Source organism: Paraburkholderia sp. 2C (assembly GCF_054589215.1).
Genome location: NZ_BAAILL010000032.1, coordinates 562,692 through 578,380, shown reverse-complemented (window position 1 = coordinate 578,380; position 15,689 = coordinate 562,692). Strand labels below are relative to the sequence as shown.

At 57.4% G+C, this 15,689-nt stretch carries 12 protein-coding genes and 1 pseudogene; 4 read left to right on the top strand and 9 right to left on the bottom strand.

The genetic code is table 11. From position 1 onward, the window contains the following. Window positions 1–505, top strand: a 505-nt coding sequence (locus tag ACYPXD_RS10810) for an FCD domain-containing protein (protein WP_459710679.1), incomplete at its 5' end; no start/stop codon positions are given. A 326-nt stretch (window positions 506–831) separates the two neighbouring features. On the opposite strand, the pseudogene ACYPXD_RS10805 reads toward ACYPXD_RS10810, so the two are convergent. Continuing rightward, window positions 832–1,203 (bottom strand): annotated as a pseudogene (locus tag ACYPXD_RS10805) (hypothetical protein); the annotation flags it as partial. A gap of 323 nt (window positions 1,204–1,526) precedes the next feature. Then, window positions 1,527–1,955 (bottom strand): MAPEG family protein, encoded by a 429-nt coding sequence (locus tag ACYPXD_RS10800; protein WP_459710677.1) that lies wholly within the window; start codon window positions 1,953–1,955, stop codon window positions 1,527–1,529. 339 nt (window positions 1,956–2,294) lie between these two features. Here ACYPXD_RS10800 and ACYPXD_RS10795 point away from each other — a divergent pair, with 339 nt between their 5' ends. Beyond that, the gene (locus ACYPXD_RS10795) at window positions 2,295–2,588 is read left to right on the top strand and encodes a hypothetical protein (RefSeq protein WP_459710675.1); all 294 of its coding nucleotides are present in this window, start codon (window positions 2,295–2,297) and stop codon (window positions 2,586–2,588) included. 285 nt (window positions 2,589–2,873) lie between these two features. Then, complete coding sequence (locus tag ACYPXD_RS10790) at window positions 2,874–3,884, top strand: bile acid:sodium symporter family protein (protein WP_459710673.1); 1,011 nt, start codon at window positions 2,874–2,876, stop codon at window positions 3,882–3,884. On the opposite strand, the gene ACYPXD_RS10785 is transcribed toward ACYPXD_RS10790, so the two are convergent. Both ACYPXD_RS10785 and ACYPXD_RS10780 read right to left on the bottom strand, forming a co-directional pair. Continuing rightward, window positions 3,825–4,748: a LysR family transcriptional regulator gene (locus ACYPXD_RS10785; protein WP_459710671.1), complete on the bottom strand. Its 924-nt coding sequence runs from the start codon at window positions 4,746–4,748 to the stop codon at window positions 3,825–3,827. The genes ACYPXD_RS10790 and ACYPXD_RS10785 overlap by 60 nt on opposite strands. A 123-nt stretch (window positions 4,749–4,871) precedes the next feature. Further along, window positions 4,872–7,649, bottom strand: a complete 2,778-nt coding sequence (locus ACYPXD_RS10780) for an ImcF-related family protein (RefSeq protein ID WP_459710669.1) — start codon at window positions 7,647–7,649, stop codon at window positions 4,872–4,874. Window positions 7,650–7,727: 78 nt separating this feature from the next. On the opposite strand from ACYPXD_RS10780, the gene ACYPXD_RS10775 reads away from it, so the two are divergent. Continuing rightward, a complete protein-coding gene (locus ACYPXD_RS10775; protein WP_459710667.1) occupies window positions 7,728–8,300 on the top strand; it encodes a hypothetical protein in 573 nt (190 codons plus the stop codon). 97 nt (window positions 8,301–8,397) lie between these two features. Here the strand turns inward: ACYPXD_RS10775 and ACYPXD_RS10770 are convergent, their stop codons facing one another. From ACYPXD_RS10770 to ACYPXD_RS10750, 5 genes are all read right to left on the bottom strand, one after another. Next, entirely contained in the window at window positions 8,398–9,681 is a 1,284-nt protein-coding gene (locus ACYPXD_RS10770; RefSeq protein ID WP_459710665.1) for a hypothetical protein, read from the bottom strand. Beyond that, window positions 9,681–10,079, bottom strand: coding sequence for a PAAR domain-containing protein (locus ACYPXD_RS10765; RefSeq protein ID WP_459710663.1), 399 nt, complete (start codon window positions 10,077–10,079; stop codon window positions 9,681–9,683). Before ACYPXD_RS10765 ends, ACYPXD_RS10770 begins: the two co-directional genes overlap by 1 nt. Window positions 10,080–10,248: 169 nt before the next feature. Further along, entirely contained in the window at window positions 10,249–10,881 is a 633-nt protein-coding gene (locus tag ACYPXD_RS10760) for a hypothetical protein (protein WP_459710661.1), read from the bottom strand. A 1-nt stretch (window position 10,882) separates the two neighbouring features. Continuing rightward, window positions 10,883–13,324 (bottom strand): peptidase M23, encoded by a 2,442-nt coding sequence (locus tag ACYPXD_RS10755; protein ID WP_459710659.1) that lies wholly within the window; start codon window positions 13,322–13,324, stop codon window positions 10,883–10,885. Between the two features lie 4 nt (window positions 13,325–13,328). After that, complete coding sequence (locus tag ACYPXD_RS10750) at window positions 13,329–15,677, bottom strand: type VI secretion system Vgr family protein (protein ID WP_459710657.1); 2,349 nt, start codon at window positions 15,675–15,677, stop codon at window positions 13,329–13,331. Window positions 15,678–15,689 lie beyond the last annotated feature (12 nt).

The window sequence follows — 15,689 nt, the reverse complement described above, 5'->3', positions numbered from 1 at the left end:
ATTCAGGGACATCACGCAGACACGGCAGGATATTGAGCGGCTGGCGCTGACGCGTGCAATGCGTCGCCGGGACGTAGAGTGGGAAGGAGAACTGCTTGCGGCGCATCACCGGTTACAGCAATTGCCGATATTCGAGTCTGCAAACCCGGTGCGTCTCAACGCGGAGTGGGAACTGGCGCATAGCCGCTTTCATGACAAGCTGATCTCGGGCTGCCAGTCGCAAAGCCTGATTCAATTTGCAGCCGCGCTGCGGGACCGCGGCTCGCGTTACAGGCATCTTATGGTTGCGACGCTGGAAGGAGACCTTCAGGATGCCGCGCGGGAAGCCACGCGCGAACACGAGGCAATACTCCATGCCGTGCTGTCGCATGACGTCGAACTGGCCGTTTCGCTTCTAATCAACCATCTCGGCGCAACCGCAAGCACACTGGCCGATCCCGCTTACCGCCTTTCGGAGAAACAAGAAGGAAACCGAATGATCTCTCAATTTTCGGTTTCACATTAAAAATTGCTGACTGAAATCGAATGCAAATAGCTTTCTTTCGGGGGCTCAGAGCCGACAGATGTGCAAAACCGTTTTACCGCCGATCGGCGTCGCATTCGGTTGCGCAGCGGTGAGCATGCAAGACCAGGTCGCCGGGGTTCCATGGGCGTTGCTGCCCAGCGGCCCGGAATGATGTCATCGGAGCGCTCACGGGGATACGAGGAGCTTCGCATGGTGAAGCGCTTGCGCAAGCACTGCTCATCGCCCCGTGTTGCTGTCGCGCGGCATCACCCGCGCGACGGGGACCTATGAATCGAGGTGAATCGACGCAGTTCCATTCGCATAGACAGGCCGGTCCAGGTCGAAGGCGTGATGGCCGGAAACGAACCGACCGCGGGCGCCGTGACACCTGCGTCGACAATTTCCGTCAGTGGATGCCAGAGATCGAGAAAGCGCGACGCGAGGCGCACACCAGCGTTGGTGTCCAATGTTGCAAAGCGGGCGTCGCCGCGTTGATTAGTCGCAATGTTATCGACGAACGCAGGCACATCCGGAACGGGCGCGCTATCGACGACGTTCCGGTTCGCCGGCGGCGCGGGCGGCACCGACGTATTTGTAACGACACTGTGATCGTCGCCCCCACCGTTGCAAGCAACGAGCGCCATGGCGAGCAGTGTTAGCGACGCATATATCGTAGGGCGTGGCTTGAATAAGAACATGTAGTGCGACTCCCGTTCCAGTGAGGACGTTAAAAGAGAACCCGGAGTCTATGAATGCCACATGACCGCTACGTTACCGAATTAACCAGGTTAATCGGATTTAATGTTTATTCTCTATTTATAAATATGAGAAACATGCCTGTTTCAATGTTAAAGATCGTACGTAATTTATATGACAAGATTCGAGAATAGTCCATGCAGCCGATAGCGGGCTTGGGGAGGCCTCAGAACGGGAAGTATTGCGGGCCAAGGCTTGCTGGACGTGGTGCCGGTCGACCTCCGCAGGCATCACTGCCGCGTGTGTTCCTTCTCGACGTTACAAGCTAAAAAAATTGCAGCAAACAACGAATTGTCAATATTTGCTGTATACCGACAGTAGTGAAGAACAGGCTCGGACGAATACGACCTGTAGTTCGAAAGATCCAGCTCGTGGAATAAGCCAATCTCGTGATTGAGTAAGCCCACAAAAGAAACACGTCGAACGCACGAGGCTCACCGGCTATCGCGAGCACTAAAGACAGCACATAAAAGAGCACAGGAGCCTCAAGGGAGCGGCTGAAATCATGTCCTGCCCACGACGCATCTTTGCGCGCGCCCGTCATCATGGACGAAACAGCGGTCCAGTTCACTACCCTTCTCAAGGGAACGCCGATGATGACGGAAAGCAAAAATTGGAGGAGCGCCGGCCCCCAAAATAAGAAGGAGGTACATGATGCGAGGAAGACCGCTGGTGCCAGGATGCTGTTTTTCATCGTAATTGGTAAATGAGTAGCTCCTATTTACCGGATTGTCTGCAACGAAGGCGAAGCCTAATCGCTAGTCGCGCCCTACCGTTGTCGTCCCTCACCGTTTGCCAGTCCGAAAAGTGGGCGGGGCAGCACGATTCGAACTCACGTCAGGCCGGCAGGCGTGGAGCTTGCAGCCGTCTTAGCACCTTAGCGTTGACGAAAATGGTGAGGCGCCGGTGCGCGAAGTCCATGACGATTTGGCGAACAAATCGACACCTTTAAACGTGCATGACAAGGGTTAAGGCTGCCGCTTCATCGACGGATGAGCGCGAGCAGATGCATTCGCGACGATGTCCTGGCCGCTTGCGTCAGCATCACGACTGCGATAACCGGGTTGAACCGCTAATCGCAGACGACTTGTTGCAATTTCCGCTCATTTACTACGAGTGGACGAATGGCGATCCTGAAGCGCCATCGTGGTCTCACTGGTTCGCCGCTGCTGGCATCGCAACCGCGGGAAGCGCGCCGCTTTGCATCAAGCATGAACTGATTTTTCGGGAAGAGCTTCAGGCGAGCGATGCCGCACTCGCTGGTCCAGGCATCGCCTTATGCAGCGACATCGTGTTCGACAAGTTCTGCTCGACGGAAAGCGCCTGAAGGTGGTTCGTTCGCATTTGCGGCGCTACGGGCTCCATATCGCACATGGGCATGCGCCATCCGCGCGTCGGCGCGGTGCGGACCTTCGCCCAGTGGCTGTTGGCCCGCTCCCATTCCCGAATCGTTACGCCAGGCGTAACGATTCGCCATCCGCTTGATTGATCGCCGCTGGCCGCCGCCCTAATGTGCGTGACATACACCAGCCAGCCCGTACGCGACGTCGATTTCCTGCGAAGCAGAACGGGGTGGGGGGCCAGGCAACCACTTCTCTGAAAGGCAAGGAAAATGACGCTCCGCAAGCTGATACCCGACAAATTCACGTTGGCGCTGGTATGTACCGTTGTGTTCGCTACGCTACTTCCGTGTCGAGGCTCCGCGGCCACGGCTTTCAACTGGCTGACGGATGCCGCGATCGCTGTGCTGTTCTTTCTGCACGGCGCGAAGCTTTCCCGCGAGGCGATCTTTGCCGGCGCGACAAACTGGAAGCTTCACGCGGCAGTGTTTTGCAGCACCTTTGTACTTTTTCCGCTTCTTGGCGTCGCGCTGCATCCGGTGCTCGGCGAATTTGTTAAGCCCTGGCTGTACCTCGGGGTGCTGTTTCTGTGCACACTGCCGTCCACTGTGCAATCTTCGATTGCGTTCACGTCGATGGCAAAGGGAAACGTTCCAGCGGCGGTCTGCAGTGCCTCCGCGTCGAGCCTGATCGGCATCTTCCTGACGCCTGCGCTCATTAGCCTGATTGTGAGCAATCACGCGAGCGGCGGCGCTTCGGCGTTTAGCACGGTGGGCGATATTGTGCTGCAGCTCTTTGTGCCGTTTGTTGCCGGCCAGCTGTTGCGCCCCGTTATCGGTCGCTGGATTGATGCGCGCAAGGAATTATTGCGCTTTGTCGATCAGGGCTCGATCGTTCTGATCGTCTATGTCGCATTCAGCGAAGCAGTGAACGAGGGTATCTGGCATCAGGTTTCCGTGAGCTCTCTGCTTGGCGTCGTCATCGTCAATATGATCCTGCTTGCTATCGCGCTTGTATTGACGACCTATGCGAGCAAGTGGCTGGGCTTTTCAGACGAGGACCGGGTGACGATCATCTTCTGCGGTTCCAAGAAAAGCATGGCATCGGGTATTGCCATGGCAAAGATCCTGTTTGGCACCCATGCCGGACTGATTGTGCTTCCCGTCATGCTGTTTCATCAGATCCAGTTGATGACCTGTTCCGTCCTGGCGCAACGCTGGGCTTCACGCGCGCAGATTGAGCCGCTTCGCCATGGCCCGGCAAACCACGCCAAGCTTCAGTAAGGCCGGGTCCCGTTCGCGAATGCTCAGGAAGGTCAACCCGATCTGCTGTTTCATCTGGAAGCGCGAATCGAGAGGAATGAAGTGAACCCGGTCTTTCAGAAACCCGCGGATTCGTCCCGGTAAAAGCGTGTACCCGACGCCGCCGCTCACCAGACTGGTCAAGGAGAATACGTCGCCGACCGTCATCGCGACGGTCGGCGTCGTGCCGGCCAGACGAAACGCGCGTTGGAATCCGTGATACGTGGCGAACCCTTCATGCAGCGAGACAAACGGTTCGTGCGAACAGGCTTGCAGATCGATGGTCTTGTGTTGCGCGTACTTCGAGCCGGCGGGCGCGGCAAAGAAGATTTCGTCTTCGAACAGTTCAATGGTCTGGAACTCCGCACCAAGCTCGGAGACGGCCAGCAGCGCCGCGTCCAGCGCGCCGTTCGACAACCGTTCGAGCAGTTCCGTATTGGAACCGAGCGTAAGGTCGACATCGAGCGCCATCTCGCGCGCCTTCAGTTCGCCGATCATTGCCGGGACGGTTTCGAGCGTGAGCGAGTAAAGAGAGCCTAACCGAAGCACGGACGAGCCGTAGCCAGCTACCTCGCGAGTCGTGCGAATTCCGGTGGACAGGCTCGACAAGACTTCGCGCGCGGTCGCGGCCAGCGTTCTCGCGGCTTTGGTCGGAATCAGTTGTCTGCCTTGATGCAGGAACAGTTTGCAGCGCACGCCTTCTTCGAGAGCGTGCAATGCGCGGTGAACACTGACGGTGCTGGTGTCGAGCATCTCCGCGGCTTTCGCTAGGCTGCCGCCTTCCATGAAGGCGAGGAGAACTTCAAGCCGGCGGAAAGTGATTTGCTCGTCGATTCGCTCGTCCATGGGGGCGGCAATGGGTGGGCACCGCTTCGATCATACCTTTTCGCGAGCTTTACCGGATAGCTGCAGCCGGTGACGCTTGACTATCAAGCGCTCGAGGCGTGCGACGGGAGGCGCAAACCCGATTCACTGAAACGAGGCATCGGTTGGCGGTAACGGCGGAAGCGCCGCTGCCGCAAGCGCGCCCGCGCCCTTGCCCACGATAAAAATGCGCTCGGGCATCCGGAAGCCGCGCAGCTTCAACAGTTCGAGCGGTCCTGCGCCCACCTGCGTACGCATCACATAGCGCAGCGGCGCGGCATTCGGCTCGTTCCATGTCAATTCGTAGCGCGTGCTGTCGAGCGGTTTGATTTGCGCCTGCGCGAGCAGCCGCAGGAAAGCCCAGTCGCCGGTTGCGTCGAATGCCTGACGCAACCCCGCGTTGACCATCTCCCACATCAAGCCTGCGCGGCCGTTCAGGCCGTTGCCGGGCCATGTCAGGGCGGTCCACGATTCCTTCTGGTTGAAATAGGCGATCGGCTTGCCGTCGATAGTCAATTCTGTACGCGTCACATTGGCTGTTGGCAGCGCCATGATTTCGAAGTGGTAACCGGCGTCGCCCTGCGTGTAGGCAAGTGCGCCGAGGCTCGATAACTGACGGATCGCCGCGAGAAACGCGGGATCGAATCGCAGCGCCTGCGGCGCGAGCGGGTCCGGCCCCCACTGGTCGCCCTGACGTTTGAGCACGCCGGCCAGTTCGATTGTCAGAAAGCGCGTGATTAGGCCGGTGTCGGGGCGCACATAGCGGCCCAGTTCCGCAAACGATGCATCGGCGTTCGTATCGAAGAACGGATAGCGGCCATCGAACGAGGTCTTGAACGGCAGCGCAATGCTTGTCCGCCAGGCCTCGTTCAGGCTTGCCGCTGCCGGCTGAAGAATGGTTTGCCAGGCGGTGTCGAGCGGTCGGGCAAAGAGCGCGTCGCCGAAACCTGACCATTGCTTACCAAGGCTTGCGGCGATCAATGCCGCATCGTCGCGTGCCTGAGTGAGTTCGGAAAGCTTGCCTTGAAACACGGCCTGCGCGAGCGAGCGGGCCATCGCCTGCGCATCGGGACTCGCGGCGATCTGCTGCAGCTTTAAACGCATGGTCGTGGTTACGGTCAGGTAATGTGCGAGGCTTATGCCGCCCTGGATGATTGGTGCGGCTGTCCCATGGTCGCCGCTGTTCGCGCCTGAATTTACGCTGTTATCGCCCATCAATGCGAGCAATGGACCGAATGGTTTGTCGAGCGGGTTGGTGACGGATGTCTGCGTGTCGGCGCTGTTGCCGATCAGGCTTTGCGCATTGCGCACGAGCGTGTCGCCGAGCGCCGCCGAAGGACGGCCCGCCTGCGCCTCGTATTGAACGGACTTCATCAACGCGATTAGCGGTGACGTTTGCGCGTCGGCCAATCGCGCGAGCTGGTCGATCGCGTCGGTCAGATTCGCGGCCGGTTGCCATTGGATGCTGTTGAGCATGCGTTGCCATGCCGCCGTGTATTCGGCGAAGTAGCGCGCGGCGAGACGCTGTTTGAGGGCTTCGCTGGCGTGTTTTTCATCGGTTGCTGTTAGGGCGGTTGCGGTCTGGAGCGCGAAGGCTTTCGCGGATCGTGTCGGGGTGTCGCCGCTTAGCACCCAGTCGCCGCTCGTGCGCCGCTCGCTGGCCGCTTGCTCGATCGCGCCAGCGATCTTGCCGTCCCACGCGGCGCGCGTGTAGATGCCGGGGACCGTCTGCGTCGCCGTGAAAAGGCCGCGTGCGTCCGCGCCATCCAGCAGGGTGGCAAACGAGGCATCCGCGTATTTGCCATTTGCGTCGTCGAGAATCGAGCGGTACACGGTGTCGTCATCGTTTGCCAGGCCGATCTGGTTGATGAGCGTGTTGCGCGACGCGGCGATGATGGAGTCTTGTGAATGGATGCGCCATTCAGGATGCTCCTTCAAATGCGCTGCGTAAAAGCGGGCGAGATGTGGTGCAAGGTCGACGCGCTCGCCGGCGGACATGCCGGGAGGCAAGGCCCACGTTAACACCAGCATCTTCTCGAGAAAGCGCGCATCGGTACGCGGCGGATGCGAAAGCATCAGGTACGTCTTGAGCGTGTCGTAGCCGTTTTGCCTCGCGTGCTCGGATTGCAACGCATCGGCGCGCGTGCGATTCATGTCGTTCAGGCGGGCTTCGAGCGATGCGACGACCGGACGCTGCAGATTGCGTGCGGCTACTGTCGCGTAGGGGCGCCACAGTGCTTCGAGCAAGGCGTCGTTGCGGCTCAGGCCTGCGCGCAGGTACCACGGCGCGCCGTGTTGCCGGCGATATTCAAGGGTGTCGATCCGCAGTTGCAGTGCCCGTTGTGCGCGCAACGCGGCAGGTGTGGCGGGCGGTGCGTTGAGGGCGGTGCTGGCTATGGCTTGCGCGTCGCGAGTCAATTGCTGGTTGCCGATAAATGAAACGGTCATCGCGATGCACCAGGCTATCGACGCAAACATGACGCTTGCGGCCAATGCGTTCGGCCAGTGGAGACCCATGCGCCGGCCGCTGCGATGACGCAGGCGCTTACCGATTTCCTGCCATGTGGATTCGAGTGCGATTGGCTGCTTGCCCGATGCGACGGCGGTGGCGGTGTCTATCCCGATCGGCACTGGGGCGGTGTGCGTGCCACCGTCGAACACCGGAGCGAACATCACGCCCGCCAGCGGTGCGCGCAGCCATCCCGACGAGACGAGCGAGTGCCAGCTTTCCACGATCTTTTCGCGCTGGCCGGTGATGTACTCCGATACCTGCGCGAGATAGAAAAGCTGCTCAGGCGCACAACATAGCGGGACGCCGGCCTTTGCCGTACGGACTTCGAGTTCGGCAAGCTCATCTGGAAGCGCCTCTGCTGCGCGTTGCATCGCTCGATGCGATCTACCGGGAAGAAACGCGCCGACGGGCGCGTACTGTGTTGGCTGCGTGCCCGTGGCTTTGACCGCATGCAAAAGCGTGATCGGCGCGGCCCAGCCGAGATCCGCGGCGATTGTGGCGAGTGTGCGCGGTCTTTCGGGGTCGCGCGGCTCGTCTTTTCCGAGGCGCGTGATGTGCACAAGGCTATCGACGGGGCGTCGGCGACGCAGGCGCTTGATCTGGCGGCGCCAGTGGGCGGGGGCAATGCCGTCGGGCGCTGCGTGAAGCAGCACGGTGCCGGCAACCAGGATTGCGCCGGCCTGTTTGAGACCGGGTGCGACTTCGTCGATATGTTTGTCGTTGCCGGTGAGTATCAGCCATGGAAGGCGGTAGCGCCAGCGTATGCCGCGGGTGTGGCGGAGTTCGTCGCGGAGGTGTTGGAGGCGGGGGTCGCGTATTTGAGGCCGGGAGGTCAGTGGTTTATCGCCGGTTTGGCGAAAAATGAATCGTGCGGCGATGCTGTACGTACCGACCGCCAAGGCGACGAAATGAGTCACGACGATGATCGCCAGTGCGAAGCTGGTCCACAGGATCGCCGAGATGCGCATCTCTTTGGAGGGCAGGTCGAACAGTTCCCCTTTCGACCAGATCAACGCGGTTAGAAGTAGTGCGATGCTGAGAGCGGCGAACGGAAAGCCCCATGCGGCGATAAGTCGTTGACGTGAGGCGGCCGGTGTTTGTGAATGGGGCATCGACATGTTACTCGTTGGAGATGTCATGAGCGGAATGAGGGAAGACGTGAAGGACCGCTGCCCGGTCGCGGTCGACAATCAGGTGAGGGCCGTGCTCTGCGGACTCGATGGCCGCTGCGATTGAAAGCCAGCCATTGACTGCGCCGGCATCGCCGATAATCCGGTCGGGGCGGTGGCGCGCCTCTTGACTTTCAACCTCGGAAAGCGATGCTTCGTGCAGACCGGCAAGTAATGTGTTGTCCTGTTCCGTGGGTAGGCGCGTGATCCAGGCGTGCTTGATTTCGGGGCCTGTGACCTTGCCCCACATCATCGCGTTTGCGAAAAGGTCGCTCAATGTCGCGAGTTCTGCGACAGGGCGGTGCAGTGCGCCCATCACCTTTACCGCATCTGGAAGACGGTAAAAGCCGGGATTGAGGAGAATCGCAACGCAGCCTTCAGTGCTGCCAACGGGAGGATTGACGTCATGCCATGCGGTGGCGACGACTAGTAATGGTCGTTGCTCCTGCGCGTCAAGCCATGCGTCGACAATAAGAAGGCCATCGTTCGCAGGAATGGCGAGGCACGCGAGCTCGGGGAGACCTGCGATACGCAGTGCGTCGGAAACTTGCGATTCACATAGTGTCGCTTCTTGGCCTGCAGCAAGCACACGCACTCGCGGCCAGTATGCGGGTTCGTATTGCGTTAGTGCGTGGAGGCTAACGGCTAGCGGTTCGAGTGCCTTCGCGATTTTCAGTGTCAAGGGTGCGACGCTTCTGCGTTCGTCCAGCGGAAGATCATCTTCGACTTCAACGTCGACTGGTGGAATATTAGACGGATCGTCGACAGGCGCGTTTGCTTCTTCAAAGCGGCCGTGAACGATTACGCTTGAACCTTTGCGCGGAGCCTGCGGTTTCGGAAGTGTTTTTCCGTCGGCTATTGCAGCGATAAGGGTTGGGTTGCCGATCGGCAAAGCGTAGCCGATGGCTAGTACCTGCAAAGGCCGCTGCGCTGCGCAAACTTTCTCTTGTACCCATTTGTCTCGAAACTGATTCCGATAGTGCGCACGGAACCAAAACACTTCGTATGCGGAACGGTCCAGGCCGAGAAGGACGGCAAATACGAGGTTGGGAATGCCGAGCACGTATCCCCAAAACTCGATGCCGTGCGTAGGGGAACCCGCGGGCCACAGCAATACCACTAGCGGTGCGCCCACTATGTTGCATACGCAACAGATGCCCAGCCACGGCCAGAAGCGAGGACCATATTCCGGGTATGCGATCGATTGTCCCGCAGGAGAAAGATCGATTGGCATCACGCAATGCTGACGTTGAGCAGCGAGGAGATGAGGCGGCAACCACACGCACACCGGTGCTGATGCATTGCGACCAGTTTGCCGTCCCGGTCGGGGAACCGTTCGTGGCCTTCGCTGATGGTCGTTGGACCATGTAGCGCGCAGGTGGCGGCGTCGCCTTGGCGTGCGAGAGAGCGGTTCATGAAGACCATGAACGGGGAGCCCCCGGTTACTTCGCCGCCGCTTTCGAGGGTGTCGCCTTGTCGGATGGGGCAGGTCATGTTTAAGAGGTGAGTAGGATTATCTGGGATTGCATTGCTGCTTTGAGATTTTTGGTTCGGATTGCCATTAGAAGTGCCGAGTCTTTTTGTTTCAATACCCAAAACGTCAAGGCCATATTGAAACCTGACGACCAACAATTTCTGATCGGCGCTAAAGGGTCTCTACTTACGACTATGGTTGCGAGAGCGGTGGTGTGTGCGGATAATGCCCGGCCGCATGACCTGATGATCGATTTCTTGCACATGCGAATTTTATTGAAGTGATGCAAATGACCATGCAAAATATTTAAATTAATATAATTCGTGATCATTTTTGATAAAACAGTTCTCGACATGATTGCTCACTTGTAAGAACGATTTTATTCTTTTCTATATCCCATACACCTGGCGAGGCATAATCGCTGCAATCGATCTGTCCCGCAGGTGCCACGTAGCGACCGTCCGGGGATATGAGTGCTGACCCGGCATTGCCTAGACTCATAAAGCCAGATTCTCTCAATTTAGAAAATTTTCGCCCCGGGATATATGCACCGGGTAGCGTGACAAGGTTGCGAGTGCTATTTAGTCGTGCGACGGTCGCCAAGTAAGACATTGGGTTGACGGAAATAAAATCAACCGCTACATAAAGTCTTTTGTTCAAATTTATATCGGCTAACTGACCAACTCGGGCCGGGATCATTGAGACGTGGACAACCTTGTTCGGTACACATTCCTTTAAGCTATTGACCGGGACGTATCCTCGCTCAGATATAATCACAGCGCTTTTATCAAAGCTTTCTACCGCAAAGAATGCTTCCTTGTCTAGCAGGCAAGCATGAAGCGTATCTCTGTTCAAAACTTCAACGGAACGCCCGCGTGCGGAGTATGTTACGTCGGATGATGACGCAAATGAAGTCGAACAGGTTATCGTAAAAATTAACCATAAGATCATATGTTTCATGTCAAATTAATACCTTTTTTGCTATTCTCGTATAGTTGAATCGATTATCGGCATCGGTAAGGCCGCCATTAATTGCCTGGGTTACCTGTCGTGAGATTTTTTGCTGTGCAGTGCTCGCCATTGACGAGGCTGAAAGCGGTACATCATCATCCTTATCAATTTCTCTTACAACTTTTGGGCGCTCAAAGCGTAAGTAGAAGCCAGCACTGTCGATACAATTTTCCGCTAATGCGATTCGGTGCGGGTCATCAATTTGTGCCGGTCTTTTGATCATTCCATTAACGTTGTGCGCTATAAACGCTGGATCTGTCCACCAGTTTTCGGAAAACTCTGCTTTCGAAAGCCAGCCACGAAAGACCCAGTATTTTGCATAGTTACTCCGGCCGGTAAGTTGTTTAAATCCACGGCCTCGGAATTTTTGAGCATCGATTTGATCGCAGTTTCCATTGATCCAATCATAAGATCCGGCAATTCGTGCGCCTCTGCTACTAAATTTGACTGATCGAAACCATGCATCATCTTCCGACCGAAGCTCACCATACCAATGTCCAAGATCTGATTCGGATATCGTAGATGCTGGATTTTCTTTTTGACCGTGCATTCCTTTAGCATCCAGATTTCCCAGCATGCTCCTTTCCTGCATCAACTGTAGCCATGTGCTTTCCACGGCCCCTTGTCCAAGAAAATGCGCCTGTCTTATAGCTGTTAACATTCCAAATTTACGTAATGAAAAATTCAACGGCTTCAAATACAAATTTCTGACCGATTGCGCTTTTTCTTGCTGATTATTGCCGTACCATTTGTCATGGTAAATTTGCTTGAATTCGTCGGAGCTCAACCAGCCACATTTTCGGAAATGCCGAATAAACGCCAGCGCATGAAAAAACCAAAGCTTCTGCCCAGCCGGTAAGCCAGTTTTTTCCCAGAACTGAAACGACGTCAGCAGCTTGATAAACTCGACATACCCAGCTTCGTTCCCACAATAGAATTCACCTTCATTCTTCAGCTTCTGGTAACGCTCCTCGTTGTGCGTACTGTCCCATTCGGTCGGCGCCTCGCAAATAAAGCCCCGCAGTTGTTGGCGCACAGCATCGTTCGACTTCACATAGCGTGCGAGTACATCTTCCTTCTCATGTTCCTTCTTCAGCGCCACATCGTTCGGCGTTTGATGGTCGGCGGTGTCTTTGACAATCTTCTTCAGCGCGTCGATGTCGCACAACCCATCTGCATTGAACGGACTATTGCCTTCACTGATCTTTTGCCAGCCGGTAAAGTGCGGAAAATCCGCGTCAGATAGCTTGAGCACGGCTGGATCGTTCACATCGATGTAGCCCTCGCTGCCCTTGTCAAACGCGATGCGCATCCACGTCGTGCGTTGGCTCGATCGCTTGGTGGGTTTAGGATTGCCCTCAATCGCGGGATCGAATGACGGAGGCGTACTGCCTGAGGCCGACGTAAGCGCTACCGGTGTAGATAGAATCCGCCCGAAACGAAGCAGTTCATAGCCATCACTCGGGCAGTCCGGGTAAAGCTTGTCTGCGCGCTTATACATGTCGTACTCGTAGTCCACTTCGCAGATCGGCGGTGAGGTGAGCAACGTTCTGCTGCCATCGTTCGCCACGCTCCACACATTCGTGTACTTGCTTCCCTTGTGGAAATACATCTCAACAACGAGTGGCAGTGCGTTCTGCCCGGTCTGTAGCCGGTCAAATGCGATGCTGGAAAGCTTGCCGTGATCATCTGCATCCCGCGGCAGCGCGCGAAACCAGCTGTCCTTCGGGATCTTGTAATAGGAGTGCCCCCAGCAGTCGTTACCCGTCGCCGAACTCAACTCGGTTCGACCAAGCTGCGTTTTCCCAAAGTAGGCATCGAAATCCCCCTTCGTCATGAAAATCTCGAAGTGCAGGTGCCGCTGCCCCTGGCAGCCTCCCGTCCAACCCAGCACATCTTTGCGATATACATTGAGGCCGTCACCTGACTGTGCGGTAGGCACCGCCGAATCATCCCCGGCAGCGGGCATACGCAAGAACTCAGGCAAAAGTTTTGCGTCCGCGCCAACAGACTGATAGCTGGCCAAATCCAGCAAATGCATATAGAGCGAATAGAAGATCAACATGCGGCCATCGCCGGTCTCTGTCGTATGACGCAGCAACACGAACCCGGCGCAACTATCGTGGTGCCCGCTTCCGCCGTCGTACGCATGCTGACAAACGCGATAAGCCACCACAGCGCCGTCCGCAATTGCATGAATCGCCTCGTTTTGCATAGAAGGCATCAGATGCACGCCGCAATGCCACCTCCTGTCGAATGAGATCGGATAAATGCCATGCGCAAGCTCGTACGTGTCCACTAGATCCATCAGGGGATCGCATGTCGGCGGATTCGCGTGCGTATCGACGGAATTCAAACCTGCAACAGGCAGGTACGGAGGGCTGATGATCATGGTTCTAACGTGTGAAGGGATAATGGCCGCTCGGTTTGACGTTGCTCTTGGGCAGAAATGGGAGTGGCGTACTCGTGTTCTCCGGACCTTCGAACACAAATGAGGCAGCCTTGATACGAAATTCGCCGGGGCAGCGAACGACCACATTGCCGTTCTCAATCGTGATCGACGCGCCACCGCTCATCACCACGACCTTTTCCTTCCCGGCTATGAGTACATCTCCGCTAGCGCTGGCTATATGCAACTGTTTGTCCGAGAACAGATCGAGCGCATCGCTTTGTGCCTGAATTTCCACCTTGCCTTTCGCGGCAAACAGTTTCAGACCGAACTTGTGCGCGCACAGTGAGATCAATTCACCGGCCGCGACGGTAAAGCGCTTTATCACGCTGATATCCGCGTGCCGTCCCGCCGTTACGATCACGTTTTTTCCGGCCGCGTGCGCGATCGACTTCGGCGTCACGAGCGCAATACCGGCTGGTGCACTAGCGAGCAGGCTGGGTTCTTTCAGTTCGTCCAGCGCATCGGTGAGACGTGCGTGTGTATCCGCGTCCGCAGGCATAGCCTTGGCGCCTTCGGTGGCCTCTGCAAGCGAGGAAACCCGCTGCAATGACGACTGCAATTCACTGCGAGCCCCCGTCATCTCCCTTTGCGGCGCATCCTTCCCTGACAACCCATCAGCCGACAGGAACAGCCCCTTCGGCGCATGCAAGGTACCGAACCCCTGGGTATTGATCTCAAACCCTTCACCGCGCGGCCGCCGATTGCTATCCACCAGGAAACCAAGACTGACCGACGTCTGCATATAAACCGTCGACGCCTTAAATCCCTCTTGCCCCTTCTCATCCTCGAGGCGGACCTTCGCACCCCGCAACGGACTACGCCACATCGAGCGGCTATACCACCTTCGCAAGCCGTGCACGACGTCCGGATGCGCATAGTCATGGAGCGCCCCCGCGATAAACAGCCGGTCGATATCCCCATTGGTTGCGACGAGCCGTACCTCCGTATCCGGCAACAGCGGCGTGTGAAATCCGCCTTCATACGACGCAGACGGACGCAACAACCGCAGCGCCATCAAATGCGTACCGCGCGTGCCGCTCCGTCTGCTAAAGAGCGGCTCGACTTCGTAGCGGCCGTGCTCGTCGATGGAGGCATACGGTCCGTTGGAACCCGGCTTGATGACGCCGGTCAGCGCGCCCGTCACTCTGCGCCAATGCTGCGCGGCATCGTATTGCGGACGCCATGTCAAATGAGCGGGCGTCGCTTCGAACTCGTTGAACACCGGCACGCTGCGGCTACCCTTTGTCTTGAGCCGCGTGACGAGCAAGCCGTAGGGCGCCTCGGCCAGCTGACGATTGCTCAAGCGCACGACGAGCCCCGGCATCATCGCGATCGCGTTGCTCGTGCCATACAGCGTCTGTTGCTTCGCGACCAGCTCGTCGCGTCGCGCGTCAGCCAGCATCTGGCCGATTTCGACCGTGTGATGGTGCTCGGCGCTGCACTTGACGCTACCGAACACCGACCGGTCGTCGTCAGCCACCACCGTGCTTGCCTTCAGCGGGTCGGCAGGCGTACGGTAATCGCGGTCCCATAGCTCGACCGCGGCCGGCACCAGTTCGCGCACGCTGCCGATCGACAGCACGGCCTCATGCCAATTGGAATTCAGCCCCGCGTCGGGCATGAGCGGTAATTCCAGCGCACGCACATAGCCGCGCGGGTTATTGCCGAACACCAGTATGTCGCGCCAGGCTTTTTCACCCTGCTTGAAGTAGTAGTAGATTCCCGCGCGCCGGCAATGGCGTTCGATAAAAGCTTTGACCGTCTCCTCGTACATCACCGTCTGTTCGAATTTCTCTTCGAGGCCTTCGAGATGACACTCGATGTCGTGCGGATCGAACAGATTGCGATCGACGATGCATTCGCTGATCAGATCACTTACCGTCTTGTCGCGGAATACGCCCGAATCGTGCATATGCGCGAGCAGCGCGAAACGCGGTTCGATGCGCAGGGTGTAGGTCGTTTCATCGCGGCTCGACGAGCGGCGTTCCCAGCGTGTCACGACACCGTGTATGCGTCGCGCCGGTTCAATCACCGGTTCCATCACATCGGCCAGTGAAGGCACCGAACCCTCTTCGATAATCGTGAAAGTCGCACGCCGTCCGACGCAGGCGCCACCGTCTATTGCGTGATCGGACGATGTGGCAACGAGATCGAGCTTATACGTCGTGTTCAGTGCTTCTTCAAGCTCGAAGCGGACGACAGATAAGGATTGGTTGACTGTGGCAATCGATAATTCGAACTGTTGTCTTAAGCGTGCGCTTGGATATTGCAGAATGTCCTGGATCTTTCGCATAAAGGCGGAGAT